The organism is Mycobacterium neumannii (genome assembly GCF_002245615.1).
GTDB classification, from domain to species: Bacteria; Actinomycetota; Actinomycetes; order Mycobacteriales; family Mycobacteriaceae; genus Mycobacterium; species Mycobacterium neumannii_A.
This window is the reverse complement of record NZ_NKCO01000013.1, coordinates 76,072-100,036: the sequence shown is the minus strand read 5'-3', so window position 1 is coordinate 100,036 and position 23,965 is coordinate 76,072. Positions and strand designations below refer to the sequence as shown.

The 23,965-nt window shown below is 67.0% G+C and carries 19 protein-coding genes; 12 read left to right on the top strand and 7 right to left on the bottom strand.

The genetic code is table 11. The features are described 5' to 3' along the window. Window positions 1-73 precede the first annotated feature (73 nt). Genes gltB through CEX88_RS16305 form a run of 4 tightly spaced genes read left to right on the top strand, consistent with a single transcriptional unit; the run spans window position 74 to window position 8,418 of the window. A complete protein-coding gene (gene gltB, locus CEX88_RS16320) occupies window positions 74-4,615 on the top strand; it encodes a glutamate synthase large subunit (protein WP_094294274.1) in 4,542 nt (1,513 codons plus the stop codon). After that, window positions 4,608-6,116, top strand: a complete 1,509-nt coding sequence (locus CEX88_RS16315; RefSeq protein WP_094294273.1) for a glutamate synthase subunit beta — start codon at window positions 4,608-4,610, stop codon at window positions 6,114-6,116. The genes gltB and CEX88_RS16315 overlap by 8 nt, the downstream gene beginning before the upstream one ends. Before the next feature lie 26 nt (window positions 6,117-6,142). Then, complete coding sequence (gene pyk, locus CEX88_RS16310) at window positions 6,143-7,561, top strand: pyruvate kinase (protein WP_066850244.1); 1,419 nt, start codon at window positions 6,143-6,145, stop codon at window positions 7,559-7,561. Further along, window positions 7,558-8,418: an acyl-CoA thioesterase II gene (locus CEX88_RS16305; RefSeq protein WP_094294272.1), complete on the top strand. Its 861-nt coding sequence runs from the start codon at window positions 7,558-7,560 to the stop codon at window positions 8,416-8,418. The genes pyk and CEX88_RS16305 overlap by 4 nt, the downstream gene beginning before the upstream one ends. On the opposite strand, the gene CEX88_RS16300 is transcribed toward CEX88_RS16305, so the two are convergent. From CEX88_RS16300 to CEX88_RS16275, 6 genes are all read right to left on the bottom strand, one after another. Next, a complete protein-coding gene (locus CEX88_RS16300) occupies window positions 8,419-8,976 on the bottom strand; it encodes a DUF4190 domain-containing protein (RefSeq protein WP_066850240.1) in 558 nt (185 codons plus the stop codon). Continuing rightward, window positions 8,973-10,463, bottom strand: coding sequence for an ATP-binding cassette domain-containing protein (locus tag CEX88_RS16295; protein WP_094294271.1), 1,491 nt, complete (start codon window positions 10,461-10,463; stop codon window positions 8,973-8,975). Before CEX88_RS16295 ends, CEX88_RS16300 begins: the two co-directional genes overlap by 4 nt. Continuing rightward, window positions 10,456-12,033 carry a thiol reductant ABC exporter subunit CydD gene (gene cydD / locus CEX88_RS16290; RefSeq protein WP_238382088.1) on the bottom strand — a complete coding sequence of 526 codons (1,578 nt, stop codon included), beginning with the start codon at window positions 12,031-12,033 and terminating at the stop codon, window positions 10,456-10,458. Before cydD ends, CEX88_RS16295 begins: the two co-directional genes overlap by 8 nt. Then, window positions 12,030-13,070, bottom strand: coding sequence for a cytochrome d ubiquinol oxidase subunit II (cydB, locus tag CEX88_RS16285; RefSeq protein WP_094294270.1), 1,041 nt, complete (start codon window positions 13,068-13,070; stop codon window positions 12,030-12,032). The genes cydD and cydB overlap by 4 nt, the downstream gene beginning before the upstream one ends. A gap of 14 nt (window positions 13,071-13,084) precedes the next feature. After that, on the bottom strand, window positions 13,085-14,539 hold the full coding sequence (locus tag CEX88_RS16280) for a cytochrome ubiquinol oxidase subunit I (protein ID WP_094294269.1): 1,455 nt from the start codon (window positions 14,537-14,539) through the stop codon (window positions 13,085-13,087). Between the two features lie 62 nt (window positions 14,540-14,601). After that, entirely contained in the window at window positions 14,602-15,204 is a 603-nt protein-coding gene (locus tag CEX88_RS16275) for an HdeD family acid-resistance protein (RefSeq protein WP_066850231.1), read from the bottom strand. 255 nt (window positions 15,205-15,459) lie between these two features. On the opposite strand from CEX88_RS16275, the gene CEX88_RS16270 reads away from it, so the two are divergent. The 8 genes from CEX88_RS16270 to CEX88_RS16235 all read left to right on the top strand — a co-directional run bounded on the left by CEX88_RS16270 (window position 15,460) and on the right by CEX88_RS16235 (window position 22,671). Then, window positions 15,460-16,305 carry an ABC transporter substrate-binding protein gene (locus tag CEX88_RS16270; protein ID WP_082694267.1) on the top strand — a complete coding sequence of 282 codons (846 nt, stop codon included), beginning with the start codon at window positions 15,460-15,462 and terminating at the stop codon, window positions 16,303-16,305. 10 nt (window positions 16,306-16,315) lie between these two features. Continuing rightward, the gene (locus CEX88_RS16265; protein WP_066850227.1) at window positions 16,316-17,248 is read left to right on the top strand and encodes an amino acid ABC transporter permease; all 933 of its coding nucleotides are present in this window, start codon (window positions 16,316-16,318) and stop codon (window positions 17,246-17,248) included. 5 nt (window positions 17,249-17,253) lie between these two features. Beyond that, on the top strand, window positions 17,254-18,006 hold the full coding sequence (locus CEX88_RS16260; RefSeq protein WP_094294305.1) for an amino acid ABC transporter ATP-binding protein: 753 nt from the start codon (window positions 17,254-17,256) through the stop codon (window positions 18,004-18,006). A 4-nt stretch (window positions 18,007-18,010) separates the two neighbouring features. Beyond that, complete coding sequence (gene macS, locus CEX88_RS16255) at window positions 18,011-19,138, top strand: MacS family sensor histidine kinase (protein ID WP_202931522.1); 1,128 nt, start codon at window positions 18,011-18,013, stop codon at window positions 19,136-19,138. Continuing rightward, entirely contained in the window at window positions 19,111-19,764 is a 654-nt protein-coding gene (locus CEX88_RS16250; protein WP_064395588.1) for a response regulator, read from the top strand. Before macS ends, CEX88_RS16250 begins: the two co-directional genes overlap by 28 nt. A 44-nt stretch (window positions 19,765-19,808) precedes the next feature. Then, a complete protein-coding gene (locus CEX88_RS16245) occupies window positions 19,809-21,560 on the top strand; it encodes a DUF2339 domain-containing protein (RefSeq protein WP_094294303.1) in 1,752 nt (583 codons plus the stop codon). Window positions 21,561-21,614: 54 nt separating this feature from the next. Then, on the top strand, window positions 21,615-22,106 hold the full coding sequence (locus CEX88_RS16240; protein ID WP_094294268.1) for a Dps family protein: 492 nt from the start codon (window positions 21,615-21,617) through the stop codon (window positions 22,104-22,106). A 115-nt stretch (window positions 22,107-22,221) separates the two neighbouring features. Next, the gene (locus CEX88_RS16235; protein ID WP_066850218.1) at window positions 22,222-22,671 is read left to right on the top strand and encodes an SRPBCC family protein; all 450 of its coding nucleotides are present in this window, start codon (window positions 22,222-22,224) and stop codon (window positions 22,669-22,671) included. Here the strand turns inward: CEX88_RS16235 and CEX88_RS16230 are convergent. Continuing rightward, window positions 22,646-23,947 carry an adenylate/guanylate cyclase domain-containing protein gene (locus CEX88_RS16230; protein ID WP_094294302.1) on the bottom strand — a complete coding sequence of 434 codons (1,302 nt, stop codon included), beginning with the start codon at window positions 23,945-23,947 and terminating at the stop codon, window positions 22,646-22,648. The two genes, CEX88_RS16235 and CEX88_RS16230, sit on opposite strands and share 26 nt — an antisense overlap. Window positions 23,948-23,965 lie beyond the last annotated feature (18 nt).

Sequence of the window (23,965 nt, the reverse complement as noted above, 5' to 3'; positions counted from 1 at the left end):
GCGCTGTTACAATCGGCTGCGGGCCGGTGCAGTCCCGGACATGAACACTTCCGGACTGCGAAGGTGCCCCTCGATGCTCTTTTCGGCATTCCCCGAACCCCAAGGTCTCTACGACCCGGCCAATGAAGCGGATTCCTGCGGTGTCGCCATGGTCGTCGACATCCAGGGCCGACGCTCGCTCTCCATCGTCGCCGACGGGCTGACCGCCCTCGAGCATCTCGACCACCGCGGCGCCGCAGGCGCCGAGACCAACAGCGGTGACGGTGCGGGCATCCTCATCCAACTGCCCGTCGAGCTGCTGCGCGAGGTCGTCGACTTCGACCTCCCGGCCCCTGCGCTCGACGGAAGCAACACCTTCGCCGCAGGTATCTGTTTCATGCCTCAAGAACCCGCGGCCCGCGCCGCCGCCCGCGAAAGCGTCGAAGCCATCGCCGACGACGAAGGGTTGAAGGTGCTCGGCTGGCGTCTCTTGCCGACCGATCCCCCCGGCGCAAACCTGGGCGCCACCGCGCTAGGTTGCATGCCGCACATGGAGCAGCTGTTCGTCGCCTCGACCACCGAGGTCGGCGGCATCGAACTCGACCGACGCGTCTATCCGCTCCGCAAACGGGCCGAGCGCGAAGGCGTCTACTTTCCGTCGCTGTCCAGCCGCACCATGGCGTACAAGGGCATGCTCACCACAAAACAGCTGCCACAATACTTCTCGGATCTGCGCGACAAGCGCTGCCGTAGTGCCATCGCGATCGTGCACAGCCGGTTCTCGACGAACACGTTCCCGTCGTGGCCCTTGGCTCACCCCTTCCGCTACGTCGCCCACAACGGTGAGATCAACACCGTTCGCGGCAACCGCAATCGCATGCGCGCACGCGAGGCGATGCTCGCCAGCGCGAACATCCCCGGCGATCTGTCCCGCCTGTTCCCGATCTGCACGCCGGAGGCTTCCGACTCGGCCTCCTTCGACGAAGTGCTCGAACTGCTGCACCTCGGCGGTCGCAGCCTGCACCACGCCGTGCTGATGATGATCCCGGAGGCCTGGGAGAACAGCGCCACCATGGACGACGCCGAACGCGCCTTCTGGCAGTTCCACGCATCGTTGATGGAGCCCTGGGACGGTCCCGCGTGTGTCACCTTCACCGACGGCACGCTCGTCGGTGCGGTGCTGGACCGCAACGGATTACGCCCCGGCCGGTGGTGGCGCACGATCGACGACCGCGTCATCCTCGCCAGCGAGAGCGGCGTGCTCGACGTGCCGTCAGCGCAGATAGTCGCCAAGGGCCGCCTGCAACCGGGCAAGATGTTCCTGATCGACACCGGCGCTGGGCGCATCGTCACCGACGACGAGATCAAGGCGGACCTGTCGGCGCAGGAGTCTTACGGCGAGTGGTTGCACGCCGGCCTGCTCGACATCGCCACCCTGCCCGACCGCACCCGTGTTCAGCCCAACCACGACAACGTCGTCAAGCGCCAGATCGCCTTCGGCTACACCGAAGAGGATCTGCGCGTGCTGCTCACACCGATGGCCGCCTCGGGGGCAGAGCCGCTCGGCTCCATGGGCACCGACACTCCAACCGCGGTGCTCTCACAACGGTCCCGACTGCTCTACGACTATTTCGTCGAACTCTTCGCACAGGTCACCAACCCGCCGCTGGACGCCATCCGCGAAGAGATCATCACATCGATGGCGCGGATCATGGGTCCCGAACAGAACCTGCTCGAACCGTCCGCCGCCTCATGTCGCCAGATCGTGCTGCGCTGGCCGATTCTCGACAACGACGAGCTCAACAAAATCGTTCACATCAATGACGACGGTGAACACCCCGGCCTGCGCACCACCGTGCTGAAGGCCCTCTACGACGTCGAGCGCAGCGGCGAAGGGCTTGCCGACGCTCTCGAGGACCTTCGCACTAAGGCCTGTGAGGCGATCGCCAAAGGCACACGAACGCTTGTCATCTCCGATCGGGACTCCGACCACACCCGCGCGCCGATCCCGTCGCTGTTGGCCGTTTCGGCCGTGCACCACCACCTCGTGCGCACGAAGGAGCGCACCACCGTCGCGCTGGTGGTCGAAAGCGGTGACGCCCGCGAGGTGCACCATATCGCGATGCTCATCGGATTCGGCGCCGCCGCGGTCAACCCGTACCTCGCCTTCGAGTCGATCGAAGACCTCGTCCGCGAAGGGGAGCTGACCGGCATCGAACCCGCCGCCGCAGTACGCAACTACTGCAAGGCCCTCGGCAAAGGTGTCATGAAGGTGATGAGCAAGATGGGCATCTCCACCGTCGCCTCCTACACGGCCGCGCAGGCCTTCGAGGCGGTCGGCATCGACAAAGATGTCATCGACGAGTACTTCACCGGCACGCCAAGCCAGCTCGGCGGTGTCGGCCTCGACGTGATCGCCGAAGAAGTCAAACAACGCCACCGCCGGGCCAACCCGGAGAACCCGACCGAGCGTGTCCACCGACGCCTCGAGGTCGGCGGCGACTACGCGTTCCGCCGAGAAGGCGAACTGCACCTGTTCACCCCCGAAGTCGTTTTCCTGCTGCAGCATTCGACGCGCACCGCGCGCCAGGACATCTTCCAGCAGTATTCCGACGAGGTGAACCGCCTCAGCCGTGAAGGCGGAACTCTGCGGGGCCTGTTCGAGTTCAAGAAGGTCAGGCCGCCGGTACCGCTCGACGAGGTGGAACCCGTCGAGGAGATCGTCAAGCGGTTCAACACCGGCGCCATGAGCTACGGGTCCATCTCGGCCGAGGCCCACGAAACGATGGCGATCGCGATGAACAACCTCGGCGCCCGTTCGAACTCCGGTGAGGGCGGCGAGGACACCGATAGGCTCTACGACCCCAAGCGTCGCAGCGCCGTCAAGCAGGTCGCCTCTGGCCGCTTCGGTGTCACCAGCGACTACCTGGTGAACGCGACGGACATCCAGATCAAGATGGCCCAAGGGGCGAAACCCGGTGAAGGGGGTCAACTCCCGGGCTTCAAGGTCTATCCCAACATCGCCAAGACGCGACACTCCACCGCAGGGGTCGGCCTCATCTCGCCGCCGCCGCATCACGACATCTACTCCATCGAGGATCTCGCGCAGCTGATCCACGATCTCAAGAACGCGAACGACCAGGCGCGCATCCACGTCAAGCTCGTCAGCAGCGTCGGCGTCGGAACCGTCGCCGCAGGCGTGTCCAAGGCCCACGCCGATGTCGTGCTGATCTCGGGTTACGACGGCGGCACCGGGGCGGCACCCCTGACGAGCCTCAAGCACGCCGGCGTGCCGTGGGAGATCGGACTCGCCGAGACTCAGCAGACGTTGATGCTCAACGGGTTACGCGACCGGATCACCGTTCAGTGTGACGGCGGAATGCGCACTGCGCGCGATGTCGTCGTCGCCGCGCTGCTCGGCGCCGAGGAGTACGGCTTCGCCACCGCCCCGCTCATCGTGTCCGGCTGCATCATGATGCGGGTCTGCCACCTCGACACCTGCCCGGTCGGGGTCGCCACGCAGAACCCCGAACTGCGCGCCCGGTTCACCGGCAAGCCCGAGTTTGTCGAGAACTTCTTCCGCTTCATCGCTGAAGACATCCGTAAGTATCTGGCGGAGCTCGGTTTCCGGACCCTCGACGAGGCGACCGGGCACGCCGAGCTGCTCGACACCGACGAGGGCGTCCAGCATTGGAAGACCCAAGGTTTGGACCTGTCACCGATCTTCGCCGTGCCCGCCGACGGGCACACGGGCCAACCCTCGCCTCGCCGCAAGGTCCGCGAGCAATACCACGCACTGGATCAGGCGCTCGACCAGACGCTGATCCAGCTCGCCGAGGGTGCACTCGAGGACGCCCATACCGTCCGGCTCGAACTGCCCATCCGCAACGTCAACCGCACCGTCGGCACGCTGCTGGGCTCCGAGGTGACCCGGCGCTACGGCGCGCAGGGCCTGCCAGACGGCACCATTCACATCACCCTGACCGGCTCTGCGGGCCAGTCGCTCGGTGCGTTCCTGCCACCGGGCATCACCCTGGAACTCGTCGGCGACGCCAACGACTACGTCGGAAAGGGCTTGTCCGGGGGCCGGATCGTGGTGCGGCCGCCCGAGGACGTGTTGTTCCTAGCCGAGGACAACGTGATCGCCGGCAACACGCTGCTGTTCGGCGCGACGTCGGGGGAGGTGTACCTGCGCGGCCGCGCCGGCGAACGCTTCGCGGCCCGAAACTCGGGTGCGCTGACGGTCGTCGAAGGCGTCGGCGACCACGCGTGCGAGTACATGACCGGCGGTCGGGTCGTGGTGCTCGGCAAGACCGGCCGCAACATGGCCGCGGGCATGTCCGGTGGCATCGCCTTCGTCCTCGGCCTGGACCCTAGGCGGGTCAACACCGAGATGGTGGAGCTGCAGTGCCTCGACCCGGAAGATCTCGCCTGGCTGCGCGACGTGATCTCCCGGCACGCCCAGTACACCGGCAGCAGCCTGGCGGCCTCGCTGCTGTCGGACTGGCCAAGGCGCAGTGGCCAGTTCACCAAAATCATGCCCCGCGACTACCAGCGCGTCCTGCAGGCCACTCTCACCGCCAAACGCGAGGGCCGCGACGTCGACACCGCGATCATGGAGGCCAGCCGTGGCTGATCCCACCGGATTCCTCAAGGTTCCGAAGGTCGAGGCGGCTAAACGTCCTGTCGATGAACGCGTGGGCGACTGGCGCGAGGTCTACGAGCAGCAGGACCCGAACCGGCGCGCCGCCGAGGTGTCCCAGCAGGCCCGGCGGTGCATGGACTGCGGAATTCCGTTCTGCCACTCCGGAACCGCGGGCTGTCCGCTGGGTAACCTGATTCCGGAGTGGAACGATCTTGTGCGCCGCGGCAGATGGGACGCGGCCAGCGACCGCCTGCACGCCACCAACAACTTCCCGGAGTTCACCGGCCGGTTGTGCCCGGCACCGTGCGAGGCGGCGTGCGTGCTGTCGATCTCGGAGGAGCAGACCGGCGGCAGCGTCACGATCAAGCGCATCGAGCAGACCATCGCCGACCACACATGGCACTCGGGCGCGGCGCATCCGCAACCGGCCGCGATCGCTTCCGGTAAGCGCGTCGCGATCGTCGGCTCCGGTCCGGCGGGGCTTGCTGCGGCACAACAGCTCACGCGTGCCGGCCATGAGGTGACGGTCTACGAGCGGGACGACCGCATCGGTGGGTTGATGCGCTACGGCATCCCCGAGTACAAGCTCCAGAAGGCGACGCTGGATCAGCGGCTGGCTCAGATGCGCGCGGAGGGAACGCGATTCGTCACCGAGACTGAAGTCGGCGTGGACGTCTCCGTCGAGCAGCTCCGCGCGCAGTACGACGCCGTCGTGCTGGCCGTCGGTGCGCTTCGTGCGCGTGACTACGAAGTTGAGGGACGCGAACTCGGAGGCGTCCACCTGGCGATGGAGCACCTCGTGCCCGCGAACAAGGAATGCGAGGGCGACGGGCCCAGCACGATCAGCGCGACCGGGAAGCACGTCGTGATCATCGGTGGCGGTGACACCGGCGCCGACTGCCTCGGCACCGCGCATCGGCAGGGCGCACTGTCGGTGACCCAGCTCGACTACAACCCCGAACCGCCCGAAAGGCGCGACGACTCGCGCACACCGTGGCCCACCTGGCCGCTCGTATTGCGGACCCGGCTCTCACCGGCCCACGCCGAGGGTGGCCACCGGCGCTACGAGGTCGCCGTCCAGCGATTCGTCGGCGACGACAGCGGGAACCTCCGCGCACTGGAGATCGCCGAGGTCAAGGTCGAGCGTGATCCAACCGGCCGTCGCGTCATCACCCCGGTCGGCGAACCGATGGAAATTCCCTGCGAGCTGGCGTTGTTGGCCATCGGTTTCGACGGCGTCGAACACATGCCGCTCCTCGACCAACTGGGCCTGACACTGAACCGGCGCGGCGCGCTGCCGTGTGGCTCTGACTGGCAGACCGACGTACCCGGCGTGTTCGTCTGCGGCGACGCCCATCGCGGCGCCTCGCTGATCGTCTGGGCGATCGCCGAGGGCCGTAGCGCCGCGCACGCGGTCGACACGTTCCTGATGGGGGAGTCGGATCTGCCTGCCCCGGTGATCCCGGGTGCTCTTCCGCTGGCCGTCGTCTGAATCGATAACGACTATGCTCGAGTGTCGTGAATAGACGCGGAAAGATCGTCTGCACCCTCGGTCCGGCCACCGCGACCGATGACGCCGTCCGTGCCCTGGTCACAGCGGGAATGGACGTTGCGCGGCTCAATTTCAGCCACGGCGACTATCCCGATCACGAAGCCCATTACAAGCGGGTCCGGTCCGCGTCGGACGCCACCGGCCGCGCGGTCGGCATCCTCGCCGACCTGCAGGGCCCCAAGATCCGGCTCGGCCGCTTCAAGGACGGCCCCACCTTCTGGGCTGCCGGCGAGACGGTGCGCATCACCGTCGACGACGTCGAGGGAAGCTCTGACCGCGTTTCGACCACCTACAAGCGGCTGGCCGAGGACGCCACCCCCGGTGACCGCGTCCTTGTCGACGACGGCAACGTCGGCCTCGTCGTCGAGAGCATCGAGGGCAACGACCTCGTCTGCACCGTCACCGAGGGCGGTCCGGTCAGCAACAACAAGGGCATGTCGCTACCCGGGATGAACGTCTCGGCGCCGGCGCTGTCGGAAAAGGACATCGACGACCTCGAATTCGCCCTGCGCCTCGGTGTGGACTTCGTCGCGCTGTCGTTCGTCCGGTCGCCGGCCGACATCGAACTCGTGCACGAGGTGATGGACCGGGTCGGTCGTCGAGTGCCCGTCATCGCCAAGCTCGAGAAGCCCGAAGCCATCGACAATCTCGAGGCAGTGGTACTGGCATTCGACGCGATCATGGTCGCCCGCGGTGACCTCGGCGTGGAGTTGCCGCTCGAGGAAGTGCCGCTGGTGCAGAAGCGTGCGATCCAAATGGCAAGGGAGAACGCAAAACCCGTCATCGTCGCGACTCAGATGCTGGAGTCGATGATCGAGAACTCGCGGCCCACCCGGGCCGAGGCGTCCGATGTCGCCAACGCGATCCTCGACGGCACCGACGCGGTGATGCTCTCCGGTGAGACCTCCGTCGGCAAGTACCCGCTCGAAGCGGTCAAGACGATGGCACGCATCATCAAGGCGGTCGAAGAGAATTCGGTGGCCGCACCGCCGCTCACGCACGTGCCCCGGACCAAACGCGGCGTCATCTCCTATGCCGCCCGCGATATCGGCGAGCGCCTCGATGCGAAGGCGCTGGTCGCCTACACCCAGTCGGGTGACACGGTGCGCAGGCTCGCACGGTTGCACACGCCGTTGCCGCTGCTGGCGTTCACGTCGCTGCCGGAGGTGCGCAGCCAGCTCGCGCTGAGTTGGGGCACCGAGACGTTCATCGTCCCGCATATCCAGACCACCGACGGAATGATCCGCCAGGTCGACAAGTCGCTGCTCGAGCTCGGTCGCTACAAGCGAGGGGACCTGGTGGTCGTCATCGCCGGCATTCCGCCCGGCACAGTAGGCTCCACGAACCTGATCCATGTGCACAGAATCGGCGAGGACGACGTGTGACAGCGGACTTCGACGAACTGCTCGAGGTACTCAATCTCCGCCAGATCGCCGACGACATCTACATCGGCTCGCACCCCAGCAAGAACCCCGTGCGGACCTTCGGCGGGCAGATGATGGCCCAGTCGTTCGTGGCGGCCGGCCGCAGCTTGAAGCACCCCACACCGCCCAGTGCGTTGTCGGCCCACTTCATCGCGGGTGGGGATCCGGAGAAGGATCTCGAGTTCCACGTGGTGCGACTCCGTGACGAACGGCGCTTCGCCAACCGCCGCGTCGACGTCATGCAAGACGGCCAACTGCTGACGACGGCGATGGTGTCCTTCCTTGCCGGCGGTCGCAGCCTGGAGCACGCGATCGCGCCACCTGACCTACCCGACCCGGAGTCGGTGCCGCCGGTGGACGACCTGCTGCGCGGCTACGAGGAAGTCGTCCCGCATTTCGTCAACGCGTTGCGGCCCATCGACTGGCGCTACACCAACGATCCGAGCTGGGTGATGCGCCACAAAGGCGAGAAGCTGGCGCACAACCGTGTGTGGATGAGGGCGCTCGGCCAGATGCCCGACGATCCGGTGCTGCACGCCGCCGCACTCGTCTACTCGTCGGACACCACCGTGCTCGACTCGATCATCACCACGCACGGCCTGTCATGGGGTTACGACCGGATCTTCGCGGTCACCACCAACCACTCGGTGTGGTTTCACCGGCCCGTGCACTTCGACCAATGGTTGCTGTACTCGACGGCCTCACCCGTGGCCGCCGATTCGCGCGGTCTGGGAACCGGCCATTTCTTCGATCGGTCCGGTCAGCCGGTCGCCACCGTGGTGCAAGAGGGGATCGTCAAGTATTTCCCGCCCCGCTGACTACGGCGTCGGCGTGATCGTCACGTCGAACTGGTCCTCGACACGGTGTTGGAACTCCTCAGCACACTGCTGCACCGCGTCCTGGTCGTTGCCCGCGCGCGATATGCAGTCGATGTAGTCGCTGCCGCCCACCTCGTTGAAACCCCAGACGGCCAGCCAGATGACGACGATGGCTTCGATGATGCTCAAGAACCCGAGCACGATGCCGGCGATGGCGATACCGCCGTTGGTGGCCTCACCGCGCTTGGCCCTGCCCCAGCCGATGAAGCCGAGAATCACGGCGACGACACCGAGGACGACGCCGCCGAAGACCGACAGCAGCGCGATGATCGCGACCACCAGGGCCGCGATGCCGATGCCGTTCTTGGGGGCGCTCGCCGGCGGTGGATAGCCGTAACCCTGCGGCGGAGGCGGGGGATAACCGCCCGGATAGGCGCCGTACTGCGGCTGTGACGGAGGCGGCTGCGGCTGTGACGGCGGTGGCGGCGACTGCGACGGCGGCGGTGGTGTTTGGGGTGGCGTTTGCGGTGGCGTCTCGGGGTTTTCCGGCTCGCTCATGCCGAGGAGGTTACTCCGCGACCAGCGAGGATGACGGTAGGACACTCGAGGTGCTCGGGCAGATGATGTGTGGCCACGACGACCGCGCGGTCGGCAGCAAACAGCGCACCCGGAGTCAGCAGGTCGACCAGAATCCGGTGGGCAGCGGCGGCGTCGAGATGCTCGGTGGGTTCGTCGAGCAACACCGTCGGGGCCGTGGTGAGAAGAGCGCGCGCCAACAACAGCCGCCGACGCTGCCCGGCGGACACGGCGACCGCCCCGCCGATCAGCACCGTGGACAGCCCATCCGGCAACGCGTCGAGCCAGTCGCGCAGACCCACCCGTTGTAACGCGGCTCGAATCTCGTCGTCGCTGGCATCACCGCGCGCCACCAACATGTTGTCGCGCACTGTGGTGGCGAACAGGTGGGCGTCTTCGGCGAGAAAGACTGCGGTCGGGTCGCTCTCGGCCATGGACAGCAACAGCGTGGTCTTGCCCGATCCGCTCGGGCCCACGATCGCGAGGCGGTCGCCGGGCCCCACAGAGACCTCGGGAACGGTCGGCCGCTCGCGCGGCGAGTCGATCGGCTCGGTGATCTCGGCGAGGCGGCGCGCCGCGATACGCGATCTGGTCAACTGCACGGCGGCCGCGGGCAATGCGGCGCTCGCCTCGAACGCCGACAGCGGTAACAGCATCAGGATCGCGAGCGTCGTCGGTGCGACCGAGTCGGCGATCGCGATCGCGGCGATCACGGCGCCGAACACGCTGGCGCCGATCGCCGCGGTCGAGGCCGCGGTCGCCACCGCGGCGGGTGCCGCCGCCATGTCCGTGGCTTGTCCCCAGTTGCGGTGACGACGCTCGACTTCGGCGAGGACCGCCTCGAGGCGTCCGCAGACCCGAAGCTCCAGAGCATGGTCGAGGGCGTGCATCACCGCCACATCACGTCCCGAATGATGTTGCGTGGCCGCATCTTCCGTCGCCTCGGCGGCCCGGGCTGCCATCACGGGCGCGACGACGCCCGCGATCAGCAGACACAGCGCCAGGACGACGGCCGCCTCGAGGGAGATGAGGCCGATGCCGACGACGGCGGCGAGCCCGAGTACGGCGGCCACCGCGATCGGCAGCACCGCCCGCACCACGACGTCGGCCAGGTCGTCGACCGACGCGCCGATCCGGGAAACCAGTTCACCGCTGGGCATTCGCATCGCGGTGTCGGCAGGCGTTTCAGCCAGGCGGCGGTACAGGGCCTCGCGGGTGTCTGCCGCACAGCGCAGCGCGGTGTCGTGTGACGCCAGCCGCTGGCAGTACCCCAGGACACCGCGAGAGATGCCGAGCGCACGCACCGCGACGACCGCGACCGTCAGGTGCAGCACCGGCGGCATCTGCCACGCCCTCGTGATCAACCAAGCCGAAATCGCGGCCAGCGCCAGCGCGCTGCCCAGCGACAGGACACCGAGCACCGCCGCGAGCGACAGTCGCCCCAGCCGAGCTCTCAACAGTTCACGCATCGACGAACTCCCTCATGACGAGCACCCGGTCGCCGATCGCGCGCACCGGAGCCCGGTGACCGACCACCAGCACCGTGGCGCCGGCGCGGGCCCGCGCGACGATCGCGTCGAGCGCACGGGCTTCCATCGCCGCATCGAGATGCGACGTCGGCTCGTCGAGCAACAGCACCTCCGCGGTCGAACCCAGCGCCCGGGCCAGCCCCAGCCGCTGACGCTGACCGAGCGACAGTCCCGTACCGTCGCGACCGAGCACGGTCTCCAGGCCCTGGGGGAGCGTTGCGAGGACTTCGTCGAAACCCGCTGAGCGGCAGGCCTCGTCGAGGTCGGCAATCGGCCCGAACAGCTCGAGGTTGTCGCGGACGGTGCCCGGCACCAGGACCGGACGATGCGGTAACCAGGAGACCTGGTGCCACCATGACGGCAGGTCGAGGTCGCCGACATCGATCCCGCTGATCGAAACCTCGCCAGGATGCAGGCCGAGGATCGTGTGCAGCAGCGTCGACTTACCGGCACCGTTGGGACCGGTCAGCACCGTCACCCGGCCCGGCGCCACATCCTCGTCGAGGGCTCCGAGGTGGATGGTGGCTCCGGCCGCCGGGACCGTGCGGGTTCCCGCTGGTCGGCTGGGCAGTTGGTCGAGGAGTCGGAGTGCGGCGTCGGCCGCCGTCTTGCCGTCCTGGGCGGCGTGAAACTCCACCCCGACGCGGCGAAGCGGCCAGAACACCTCCGGTGCCAGCAGCAGCGCGGTGAGGCCCGCGGTCAGTGTCATCTCGCCGAACACCAGCCGCAACCCGATGCCGACGGCGACGAGCGCGACGCCTAACGTGGCCAGCAGTTCGAGGACCAATGCCGACAGAAACGCCATCCGCAGGGTGGACATCGTCGAACGGCGATGCGCCGCAGCCAGTTCGGTGATGCGCCCGACAGAGCCTTCGAGTCGCCCCAACGCCCGCAACGTCGGTATGCCCGCCACCAGGTCGAGCATCCGCGACTGCAGGGTGCTCATCGCCGCCAAGGCGGCCTCCGAGCGTTCCTTGGTCAGCAGCCCGATCAACACCATGAATATCGGAATGAGCGGCAGCGCGATCAGGACGATGAGTGCCGAGCGCCAGTCGACCACGGCGATCACCAGCACCGCGGCCGGGGTGAGGATGCCCGCGAGGAACACCGCAGGCAGGTACGCCGTGAGAAACGGTCGTAGTCCGTCGAGGCCACGAGTGATCAACGCGGCCGCGGTGTCGCGTTCGGCGGCGAGGAGTCGCGGTGGCAGCGCGGTGACCGCATGGAGCACCTGAGCGGACAGGTCGGCGATCACCTGCGTCGCGCCCGTCGAGGCCAGCCTGCTCTGGAGCCAGTGTGCGACGGTGCGGATCACCCACAGCCCCACCAGAAGTGCGAGGGGGCCGGCCCAGTGGCGGAGGTGGCGCGTGGTGGGGTCGGTGATCACGCCTGCCACGACATCGGCGAGCACGACGGCCGCACCAATGGTCGCGCCGGTGATGAGCACCCCGCACAGCACCGATGCGACCAGGTAGCGACGCATCGCAGGCGAGGTCCGCCACAGGTTCATGTCCGCCGCCGCGTCAAACCCGCGGGATCGGGAATTCGGTCGGCCGAGATGCGTTGCCGGAAGACCCAATACGTCCATCCCTGATACACCAGCACCAGCGGCGTGAAGATCAGCGCCGCCCAGCTCATGATCGTCAACGTGTACGGGCTGGAGGCCGCGTTGTCGATCGTCAGGCTGTAGGCGGGATCGATCGTCGACGGCATCAGGTTCGGGTAGAGCACGCCGAATAGCAGAACCACGACCGCTGCGACGGTCAGAGTGGTGTACGCGAAAGCCCAGCCTTCTTCGGCACCGCGCCACACCCGAAGGGTGGCCGCCACCTGTGCCATACCCGCGACGACAAGCACGAGCCATGTCCAGGCCTTGCCGTACTCCAGCTGCGTCCACAGCCCGAACGACGCCAGTACCGCCGTCACCGGCAGTGCCAGCCGGCCGGCGACTCGCAGTGCGTTCTCACGCACGGCGCCGCCGGTTTTCAACGCCACGAACACCGCGCCGTGGAACAGGAACAGTCCGGCGGTGGTCAGGCCGCCGAGCAGCGTGTAGCCGTTGATCAGATCGCCGATCGAGGTGCGTAGCTGCTTGTCGGCGTCGACGGGAAGCCCGCGTACCAGCGCCGCGAACGCGACACCCCACAGCACGGCGGGCACCCACGATCCGACGGCGATCCCGATGTCGGCCCACCGCCGCCAGCCGGGATCGTCGATCTTGCCGCGCCATTCGATCGCCACGACGCGCAGGATCATCGACAGCAGGATCGCCAGCAGCGGGAGATACAGGCCCGAGAACATGGTCGCGTACCAGTCGGGGAAGGCGGCGAACATGGCGCCGCCGGCGGTGATCAGCCAGACCTCGTTGCCGTCCCAGACGGGTCCGATGGTGTTGAGCACCGCGCGACGTGACCGTTCGGCGTCATCGCCGCCCTTGCGGCCGAACATGCGCATCAGCATGCCGACGCCGAAATCGAAGCCCTCCAGGACGAAGAAGCCGAGGAACAGACCGGCCATCACCACGAACCACAGTTCGGCAAGCGCCATTGTCACCACTCCTCTCAGTACGCGAACGACAACGGCGCGACCTCGTCGCTACCGGGTGGCAGCGGCGCGACGGGTTCGGAGTCGTGTTCCTGCGGACCTTCGATCGTGTAGCGGCGGATGAGCCAGAACCAGATGGCCGCCAGCGCCGCGTACACCAGCGTGAAGGCCACGAGCGAGAGCACCACCATGCCGACCGGGTGCCCGGAGACCCCGTCGGCGACCGTCAGCCGAATCATCGGATCCCCGGTCGGATTGGGCACGACCACCCACGGTTGACGGCCCATCTCGGTGAAGATCCATCCGGCGCTGTTGGCCAGGAACGGCGCGGGTAGCGCCACGAGGGCGAAGCGGGACAGCCGGCGCGACTGCGGAATCCGGCGACGACGTGTCAGCCACAGCACGGTCAAAGCGAACAGCACTGGGACGGCGAGGAATCCGATCATGGCGCGAAACGACCAGTAGGTGACGAACAGGTTGGGCCGGTAGTCGCCCGGTCCGAATTTCTCGACGTACTGGTCCTGAAGGTCCTTGACGCCCTCGAGGTGAACGCCGTCGAATTCGCCTTTGGCCAGAAACGACAGCACGTACGGCACCTCGATGAGGTGCGTGACGCTGTCACAGTTGTTGTGGGTGCCGACGGTCAGGATGGAGAAGTCGGGATCGGTTGCGGTGTGGCACAACGATTCTGCCGACGCCATCTTCATCGGCTGTTGTTCGAACATCAGCTTGCCCTGGACATCGCCGGTGACGACGAGACCGAGCGTCGACGCGAGGACGACCAGGCAGCCCATGATCGCCGCCGGCCGGTACATCGTCTGCGCGTCGGAACGCTTGTCGTCTCGCGCGCGAATCATCCACCACACGCACACGCCTGCGACGAACATGCCGGCGGTCAGAAACGCCCCGAACACCGCATGCGCGAACGCGGCGATCGCGGTGTTGTTGGTGAACAGCGCGACGATGCTGGTCAACTCCGCGCGACCGGTGTCCGGGTTCAGCCGGGCGCCGACGGGATGCTGCATCCATGAGTTGGCGGCGATGATAAAGAACGCCGACAGGTTCACCGCGATGGCCACCACCCAGATGCAGGTCAGGTGCACGAGGCGGGGGAGTCGGGTCCACCCGAAGATCCACAGGCCCAGGAACGTCGACTCGAAGAAGAAGGCGGCCAGCCCCTCCATCGCCAGCGGTGCGCCGAAAACGTCGCCAACGAACCGTGAGTACTCGCTCCAGTTCATGCCGAACTGGAATTCCTGAACGATGCCGGTGGCCACGCCCAGGGCGAAGTTGATCAGGAACAGCTTGCCGAAGAAGCGGGTGAGGCGGTACCAGGACGAGTTGCCGGTGATCAGCCACGCGGTCTGCATGGCAGCGATCAACGGCGCCAGCCCGATGGTCAGCGGGACGAAGATGAAGTGGTAGACGGTCGTGATACCGAACTGCCACCGCGACACATCGAGCGCGTCCATCTCACCCTCTTCCGTGGCTGTGGCACCAGCCTACGACAGGGCGTAGTAGACGTCAGTGTGGGTTAGCTCACGGGCTCTTCCGACGCAGGTGGAGCGGCCGATCCGGCGTTGTCACGGTCCTTGAACGCCTTGCGGATCCCGAACGCGGCCACGATCTCGAAGATGCCGATCACGACCAGCGAGATGCCGGCCACAACCGTCAGAATCGCGAGCGACTCGAACGGCAGAGCGAGCATCACCACGCCCGCGATCAGGCTGATCACGCCGACGAAGATCTCCCACGCCCGCCCGGGAAGCGTCGGGTCGCTGATCGCCGAGACCGCGGTCGCTACGCCGCGGAAGATGAAGCCGATGCCGATCCAGATCGCCAGCAGCAGAATCGACTCCTGCAGGCTGCGGAAGCACAAAACCGCAAGGATCAGCGCCGCGGCGCCGGAGATGAAAAGCAACACCCTGCTGCCGGCGGAGACGTGCAGGCTGAAAGCGAAGATCACTTGGGCGATGCCGGCGATCAGCAGGTATGCCCCGAAGAAGATCGCAGCGACCACGATCGTCTTGCCCGGCCACACCCAGATGAGCACGCCGAGGATCAGCGCGAGAAGTCCGGAGACCAGGGTCGTTTTCCACAGATGCCGCAGCAAGTCGGGCGGCGCGGTGCTAGTCATGGCCGCAGTGTGGCATAGCGAAACGTCAATGATCGTCGCATTTCGATATCGGTTCGACTATCAGTGGTGAGGTCGCGCGCGTACGCCGTTGGGTTCCCCTGCCGCAGCGTGGCGTCTCCACTACTGTTCCGTTACCGGTGCTGCGCACCGATCCCACGACGCAGAAAGTAGGCATCCGTGTTAGGTGAGTGTCACAACCGTCGAGGTGGATTCTGGCGTTTCGCAGTCGTATTCGCCGCGGCCGGCGCCCTGGCGATGTCCGGCTGCGCCAGCGGTGGCGGAGGCGGCGGTGGGGATGCCACCAGTGCATCCCCGACGGCGCCGGCGGCGAAGGTCGACGAGATCGCCAATACCGTTCCAGAGGACATCAAGTCGAGCGGAGAGCTGATCGTCGGGGTCAACATCCCCTACAAACCCAACGAGTTCAAGGATCCCAGCGGCAAGATCGTGGGCTTCGACGTCGACCTGATGAACGCGATCGCGGCCACGCTCGGCTTGACGCCCGAATACCGCGAGGCGGACTTCGCCAGGATCATCCCGTCGATCCAGGGAGGCACCTTCGATGTGGGGATGTCGTCGTTCACCGACACCAAGGAACGCGAGAAGTCAGTCGACTTCGTGACCTACTTCAACGCCGGGACTCTGTGGGCTCAGCGACCGGAGGCGCCGATCGACCCCAACAACGCGTGCGGCAAGAAGGTTGCGGTTCAGGCCACCACCTATCAAGACACCGACGAGCTGCCTGCGAAGAGCAGGGCGTGCACCGACGCGGGCAAGCCACCGATCGAGATCGTCAGATTCGACGGGCAGGACGCCGCCACCAACGCGGTGGTGCTCGGCCAGACCGACGCGATGTCGGCCGACTCTCCGGTGACCTCGTACGCGATCAAGGAGACCAACGGCAAGCTCGAAGCCGCCGGTGAGATCTTCGATTCGGCGCCGTACGGCTGGCCCGTGCAGAAGGGATCGGCCCTCGCGCAGTCGCTGCAGAAGGCGCTCGAGCATCTGATCGAAACCGGCACCTACAAAGAGATCGCCGCCAATTGGGGCGTCGAGAACGGGATGATCGACAAGCCGGTCATCAACGGCGCCGTCTCATAAAGGACGTTCCATGAGCGATGTCGACACGTCGTCACCCGAGGCCCCTGCCGCCATCGATGCGGTGCCGCTGCGCCATCCGTGGCGCTGGGTGGCGGCGGTCGTCATCGTCATACTCGTCGCCCTGTTCCTCTACGGCGCGGCGACCAACGACTCCTACCGCTGGTCGACGTACTGGAAGTACCTGTTCAACGAACGGGTGCTGACGGTCGGGGTGCTCAACACGCTGCAGCTGACTGTCTATTCGATGGTGCTCGCGATCGTGTTGGGTGTGCTGCTCGCGGTGATGCGGCTGTCGCCCAACCCGGTGCTGAAAGCCGTTGCCTGGGTGTATCTGTGGATCTTCCGCGGCACCCCGGTGTATGTGCAGCTCGTGTTCTGGGGGTTGCTACCCACGATCTACCAGAACCTTCGGCTCGGCGTGCCGTTCGGGCCTTCGCTGCTTGAGGTGGACCTGCAGTCGCTGTCGATCCCCTTCCTGCTGGCGATCCTCGGGCTGGCACTGAACGAGGCCGCGTACATGGCCGAGATCATCCGCGCCGGAATCAGTTCCGTGCCCGAAGGTCAGACCGAAGCCTCGACGGCGCTGGGCATGTCCTGGGGGATGACGATGCGGCGCACCGTGCTTCCGCAGGCGATGCGGGTGATCATCCCACCGACCGGCAACGAGGTGATCAGCATGCTGAAGACCACGTCGCTGGTGACCGCGGTGCCGTTCACGCTGGACCTGTACGGCATCACGTCGCGGGAAATCGCCGCGCGCATCTTCGAACCCGTTCCGCTTCTGCTGGTCGCCGCGACGTGGTACCTGGCGATCACCAGCGTGCTGATGGTCGGCCAGTACTACTTGGAGCGCTACTACTCGCGTGGTGCGTCGCGCAAGCTGACCACCAAACAACTCGAGGCGCTGGCCAAGGCGCAGACCTTGGGGGAGGCGCACCCGTGACACCGATGGTCAAAGCCGAGGCCGTCTGTAAGAACTTCGGTGCGTTGCAGGTTCTCAAAGGCGTCACACTCGAGATCGGGCGCGGCGAAGTGCTGTGCATGGTGGGGCCGTCCGGTTCGGGCAAGTCCACGTTCCTGCGGTGCATCAACCACCTCGAAAAGGTCAACGCCGGGCGCCTGTACGTGGACGGAGAGCTGATCGGATACCGGCAGCGGGGCAACAAGATTCACGAGATGCCTCCGCGCGAAGCGGCCCGGCAGCGCCGCGACATCGGCATGGTGTTCCAGCACTTCAACCTGTTTCCCCACCGCACCGCGTTGGAGAACATCATCGAGGCACCCATTCACGTCAAGCGCGTCAAGAAGGACGAGGCGGTCGCGCGTGCCCGAGACCTGCTCGACCAGGTGGGGCTGACCGCCAAGGCCGACGCCTATCCCGCCCAGCTGTCCGGAGGGCAGCAGCAACGCGTCGCGATCGCCCGCGCTCTGGCGATGAGCCCCAAACTGATGCTGTTCGACGAGCCCACGTCGGCGCTGGACCCCGAGCTTGTGGGTGAGGTGCTCGAAGTGATGAAAAAGCTTGCCGCCGAGGGGATGACGATGGTGGTGGTGACACACGAAATGGGGTTCGCCCGCGAGGTGGCCAACCATCTGGTGTTCATGGACGGCGGCGTGGTCGTGGAGAGCGGACCGCCGCGCGACGTGCTGGCCGACCCGAAGCACGAACGCACGAAGGCGTTTCTGTCCAAGGTGCTGTAGACAGATGTCGGCCCACGTCCCGGATCCGGCCACCCCGCTGTGGCGGGCGGCCCAGGTGTTCCGATTGCTGAGTTGTCTCTATGCGCTCGGATTCCAGGTGTCGGTGAATCCGGACCTGGACCGCCCGGGTATGGCGTGGGCGCTGTTCGCGGTGTTGCTGGGGTTCAGTGCCTTGTGCGCTGTCGCCTATCTGCAGGGGTTCGGCAGACGACCGGCGTTCGTGCTGGTCGAGATCGCGGTGGTGGTGGCGTTGATCCTGTCGACCGAGGTGGTCGCCTCGTCACAGTGGGCGTTCGACAACCAGTCGTGGCCGACGACGTTGTGGGCGACCAACGCGACCATCTCGGCGGCGATCGTGGCTGGGCCGATCGCGGGCATGTTCACCGGCGTGCTCGTGATGGTGGCCAGCACCGTCGTCAAGGGCTTCATCAACTACGACCTCGGCCGCAACGCGACGATCGTCATCGAGCTCGCGGTCGGCCTGGCGGTGGGGATGGCCGCGCAGACTGCCCGACGAGCCCATTCCGAGCTGGAGCAGGCGACCAGGCTGGCCGCGGCCCACCAGGAGCGGGAGAGGTTGTCTCGGGAGGTGCACGACGGCGCCATCCAGGTGCTCGCGCTGGTCTCGCGTCGTGGCCGCGAAATCGGGGGAGCCACAGCCGAACTCGCTGAACTCGCGGGCGAGCAGGAGCGTGCGCTGAGGCGGTTGGTCAGCTCCGGTGACGCCGAACCGCGCGTCGGGGCGATGAGAGACGTCGGCGCGTTGTTGCGGCAGCGAGCGTCCGACCGCGTATCGGTCAGCCTGCCTGCCGATCCCGTACTGCTCGACGCCGTCGTGGCCACCGAGTTGTCCGCCGCGGTCGTCAACGCGCTCGACAATGTGGTCGCGCACGCCGGGCCGGACGCGCATGCCTATGTGCTGCTCGAAGACCTCGGCGACACGATCACGGTGAGCATCCGTGACGACGGCACCGGGATTCCCGAAGGGCGGCTCGAGGAGGCGGTGCGCGAGGGCCGCATCGGTGTCGCGAAATCGATTGTCGGACGGATGGACTGGCTCGGTGGCAGCGCCAAGCTGACCACCGCGCCGGAGAGCGGGACGGAATGGGAACTGACGCTACCCCGACGGTGATGGTCGTCGACGACCATCCCATCTGGCGCGACGCGGTGGCCCGCGACCTCGAAGAGGACGGTTTCACCGTGGTCGCCACGGCCGACGGCGTCGGCGCAGCGCGGCGCCGCGCCGCGGCGGTACAGCCCGATGTGGTGGTGATGGACATGCGGCTCGCCGACGGCGACGGCGCGCAGGCGACCGCGGAAGTGCTCGCCGTGTCGCCGTCATCGAAAATCCTTGTGCTGTCGGCATCCGACGAACGTGAGGACGTGCTCGAGGCGGTGAAGGCCGGGGCGACCGGATATCTGGTGAAGAGCGCGTCGAAGCAGGAACTCGGCGATGCGGTGCGCGCCACGGCCGAGGGCAGGGCCGTCTTCACCCCCGGCCTGGCGGGCCTGGTGCTCGGCGAGTACCGGCGGATCGCCCAGAATCGCGGCGGGCCCGAGACGCCGAGCCTGACCGAGCGGGAGACCGAGATCCTTCGCTACGTCGCCAAAGGGTTGACCGCCAAACAGATCGCGGCGCGGTTGTCGCTGAGCCACCGCACCGTCGAGAACCACGTGCAGGCCACGTTCCGCAAGCTGCAGGTCGCCAACCGCGTCGAGTTGGCGCGATATGCGATCGAACACGGGTTGGACGAGTAGTCCTACTCATCCCGGTGACGCCGTCGTGCTGTGACGATGGCTGCATGACCGAACCGCAGCGTGCCGTCGTCGCCCGCCTGTCCGCTGATGTCGCCGCGATCTCTGCGTACCTGGCGCGGGTGTCGTCGGACTTGACCGAACTTGACCGGCAGCTGACGTCCTTACCGCAATACCAGCCGCAGTACCAGCCGCATGCCTACCCAGCGCCGCCGCAGCATCCGTCGCATCACGCTGCGCCCGTTGCGTCTTCACCTCCACCGCCTCCGCCTTCATCCCGGGGCGAAGGCTGGATCGGCAAGCTGCTGGCGGTCGTCGGTGTCGCGGTGACGCTGATCGGGGTGGTGTTCCTCCTCGTGCTGGCCGCGCAGGCGGGCCTGTTGAGGCCCGAGATCCGCGTCGCGGCCGGGGCGGTACTGGCCGGTGGGCTTGTGGGCGCAGGCTGGTGGCTGTATCGCAGGCCCGGCGGCCGCACCGGGGCCGTCGCCCTGGCGGCGACCGGTATCGCCGCGGCGTACATGGACGTCATCGCGTTGACCACGATCTACGACTGGGTGGCCGCGCCCGCTGGACTGGTACTCGCCGCGTTGATCGGCGGCGGCGGGCTCACGCTGGCCCGGCGCTGGAACTCCGAGCAGCTGGGGCTGCTCGTCCTGGTGCCGTTGTTGGTGCTGGCGCCGATCGTGGTCGGGGGTGTGACGCTGCTGCTCGTGGCGTTCATGCTCGCGCTGTCCGCGGCCTCGCTGCCCGTGCAGATCGGCAAGGACTGGCTCTGGCTGCACGCCGCCCGCATCGCGGCCGGCACACTGCCGCTGCTGGTGGCGCTCATCGGCGTGTATTTCGACGACGGCCGCGATCTGTGGCTGGTCGGCGCGTGCGCCATCGCGGCGCTGCTCGCGATCGCCGGCGCGCTGATCCTGCTGCCGGGGACGGCCAACAAGTCGGCGATGGCCGTGCTGACGGGGGCAGGTCTGCTGCCGGTGCTGTCGGTCGCGCTGGCCGTCGACCGCATCGTCGCAGCGCTGATGGCGGCCGCACTGGCGGCCGGACTGCTTGCCATCGTGCTCATCAGCGACCGATTGCCGGGTGTGGACGGCGCGGTGCAGCGCATCTGGACGGTGCTCTCCGCACTATCGGCGCTGATCGCGGTGGTGGTGGCGTTCGACGGCCCGATCGCGGGGCCGGTCCTGCTGGCGATGGCGCTGGTGGTCGCGACGGCAGGACGGCAGCTCGTCATGGCCAAGGCGATCTCGATCGGCTTCGCGGTCGTGGGCGCCGTCTACTACCTGAACTGGGCCCCGCCGGACACGCTGATGCGGGGGACGGCGACCAGCGGCGGGGTGGCGGCGTCGACGCTGATCGCCAGCGTCCTGCTGATCGCGTGGTCGGTGACGATCGTGTGGGCGTTCGACCGCAGAAACTCGGCCTGGTGGGCGGTCGCGGCCGCGGTGGCCGGATATGCGGTCACCACGTTCGCCGTCACGACCGGCGTGTTGGTTGGCGGCACCGACAGCGGCTTCTACGCCGGTCACATGGCGGCGACCATCTGCTGGATCGGTCTGGCCGCGGCGTTGTTCGGCTACGCGGCGCGGTTGCCACGAGCCGACCGCTCGGTTCCGATCGCCGGGGGACTGGCGCTGGTGGCCGCGGCGGTGGCGAAGTTGTTCCTGTTCGACCTGGGCACGCTCGACGGGATCTTCCGGGTGGTGGTGTTCATCGTCGTCGGCCTGGTGCTGTTGGGCATGGGCGCCGGATATGCCCGCCTCTTGGACAGGCAAGACCAACAAAATGACCTCTGACCAGGAAATGTGCTAAACTGGAATCAGTCCAGAAAAGGAGGCGTTGTAGCGATCATGACCACAACAACACGTCGTTCAGAAGCAGACATCCAGGCTTTCGAGGCCTCGCCGGAACTCAGCGACAGCCTGCAGCGGGTTCTGGTCGATCTAATCGAGCTGCATCTTCAGGGTAAGCAGGCCCACTGGAACATCGTCGGCACCAACTTCCGCGACCTTCATCTACAACTCGACGAACTCGTCGACTTCGCCCGTGAGGGCAGCGACACCATCGCCGAGCGGATGCGTGCGATGGAGGCCTGGCCCGATGGCCGGTCGGATACGGTCACCGCCGGCACCACTCTGCCGCAGTTCCCCGCCTACGCGGTGAGCACGCAGGACGCGGTCGACCTGATCACGGCTCGGGTATACGCCGCGGTCGACACCATGCGTCAGGTTCACGACGCGGTGGACGCCGAGGACCCGACCTCCGCCGACATCCTCCATCAGCTGATCGAGGGTCTCGAGAAGCTGGCCTGGCTGATCAAGTCCGAGAACCGCAAGGTCTAGAGGGACCCCCACGCCGCGACCGTGCGTTTCACTACGCCGGTCGCGGCGTTTTGCGTATGCAACGGCACAGTCGCGAAGGTGAGTCGTTTTCCGCGATCGGGGTATATCTCCCGCCGTGACTGTGACACGCGATATTCACGCCTCCCGTCAGCAGGTCTGGGACGTCATGGCCGACGGGTGGACCTACTCGCAATGGGTGGTCGGCAACAGCCGGATGCGGGCTGTCGACCCGAACTGGCCGGCGCCCGGATCCGAGATCCGCCATTCGGTGGGCGTCTGGCCCCTGCTGCTCGACGATAAAACCGTGGTGGAGAAGAGTGTGCCGCCCGAGGAGTTGGTCCTGCACGCCAAGGGCCGGCCTTTCGGAGGCGCGCGAATCACTCTGCGGCTGTTCGAGATTCCCGACGGATGCCGGGTGGAGATGACGGAAGTCCCGGTGAGCGGTCCAGCCGCGGTGATGCCCAACAAGCTGACCGACCTCGCCGTCTACCCCCGTAACCGCGAAACCCTCTGGCGGCTGGCCGCCCTGGCCGAGCGCCTCAAACCGACTGAGGTCGAGAGCTGAGCGGTTCGAGTTCCACCGCGTCGCGCACGGCCGAGTCGTCGCGACGTCCGACGAGGTACCACGTCGTCATGACGCCCTTGCCTTTGACCTCGACTTCACCACGAGGCTCCAGCACGAAGGTGCTGCGCAGGCGTTCGTAGACGTCCTGGGGCACCTGAATGCGCCCTTCGACGTCGGTGGTCTCCATCCGGGATGCGACGTTGACCGCATCGCCCCATACGTCGTAGAAGAACTTGCGGGCCCCGACGACCCCGGCGACGACCGGTCCCGCGGCCAGGCCGATCCGCAACGGCACCTTGCGCCCGCGCGGGTCACGCAGGTCGGCGACGGCGTCGGCCATGTCGAGCGCCAGGCACGCCAGTGCTTCGACGTGATCCGGCCGGGGATGCGGCACACCGCTGACCACCATGTACGAGTCGCCGCTGGTTTTGACCTTCTCCAACCCGTGACGGTCGACGAGTGCGTCCAGATCCGTGTAGAGCCGGTCAAGGAAGCGCACCAGATCGCAGGGATTCGTGTCGCTGGCCCGCTCGGTGTACCCGGCGATGTCGGCGAACAGGATCGACGCGTCGTCGTACCTGTCGGCGATGACCGTGCGGGTCGGGTCCTTGAGCCGCTCGGCGATGGTCGCGGGCAGTATGTTCGCCAGCAGACGTTCGGACCGTTCGTATTCGGCCTCCATCGCCAACCGCGCCCGGCGGAGCTCCCGGAGCGCGAACCACAGCGTGGCGACGACGAGGATCCACGCCGTGGCCACGGTGAGGACGAACGAGGTCGTCCGGGCCCAATCCGGTTGAATGCCGGTGTTTTCGGGGACGAGGTACTCCAGCGCCACGACCGTCGCCGCGCCCAACGCCGCCAGTACGGAAGCCAGCACGATGTGGTCGATGCCGAGAATGACCACCACGATCGCGGCGGCGGCGACGAAGTAGAACTGCAGCCCCGACCCGGTGCCCAACTGTATGCACTGGATCGCGATGGTCACGTACGCGACGGCGAAGAACACCAGCGGTGCGACGAGTTCGCCGAACCGGCACAGCAGCGGAATCGTCGCGAACGCCACGGCGCTGACGAGGCTGAGTACCGGGATCCACCACACCTCGACACCGACGAGCAGACCCTGAAAACCGAAGAAGGCGCTGATCGCCGCGCTGATCATTGCGGTGACGTCGAGCACCCGGCGGCGTCGCACGGACCTTTCCGCTTGGTGCCGAACCCGGGCGGGCGTCCGGTTCTCCAGCGCCACATCGGGCACGCAGACCGGCCGCAGCCTCATCTCCACGACTAGAGCGTA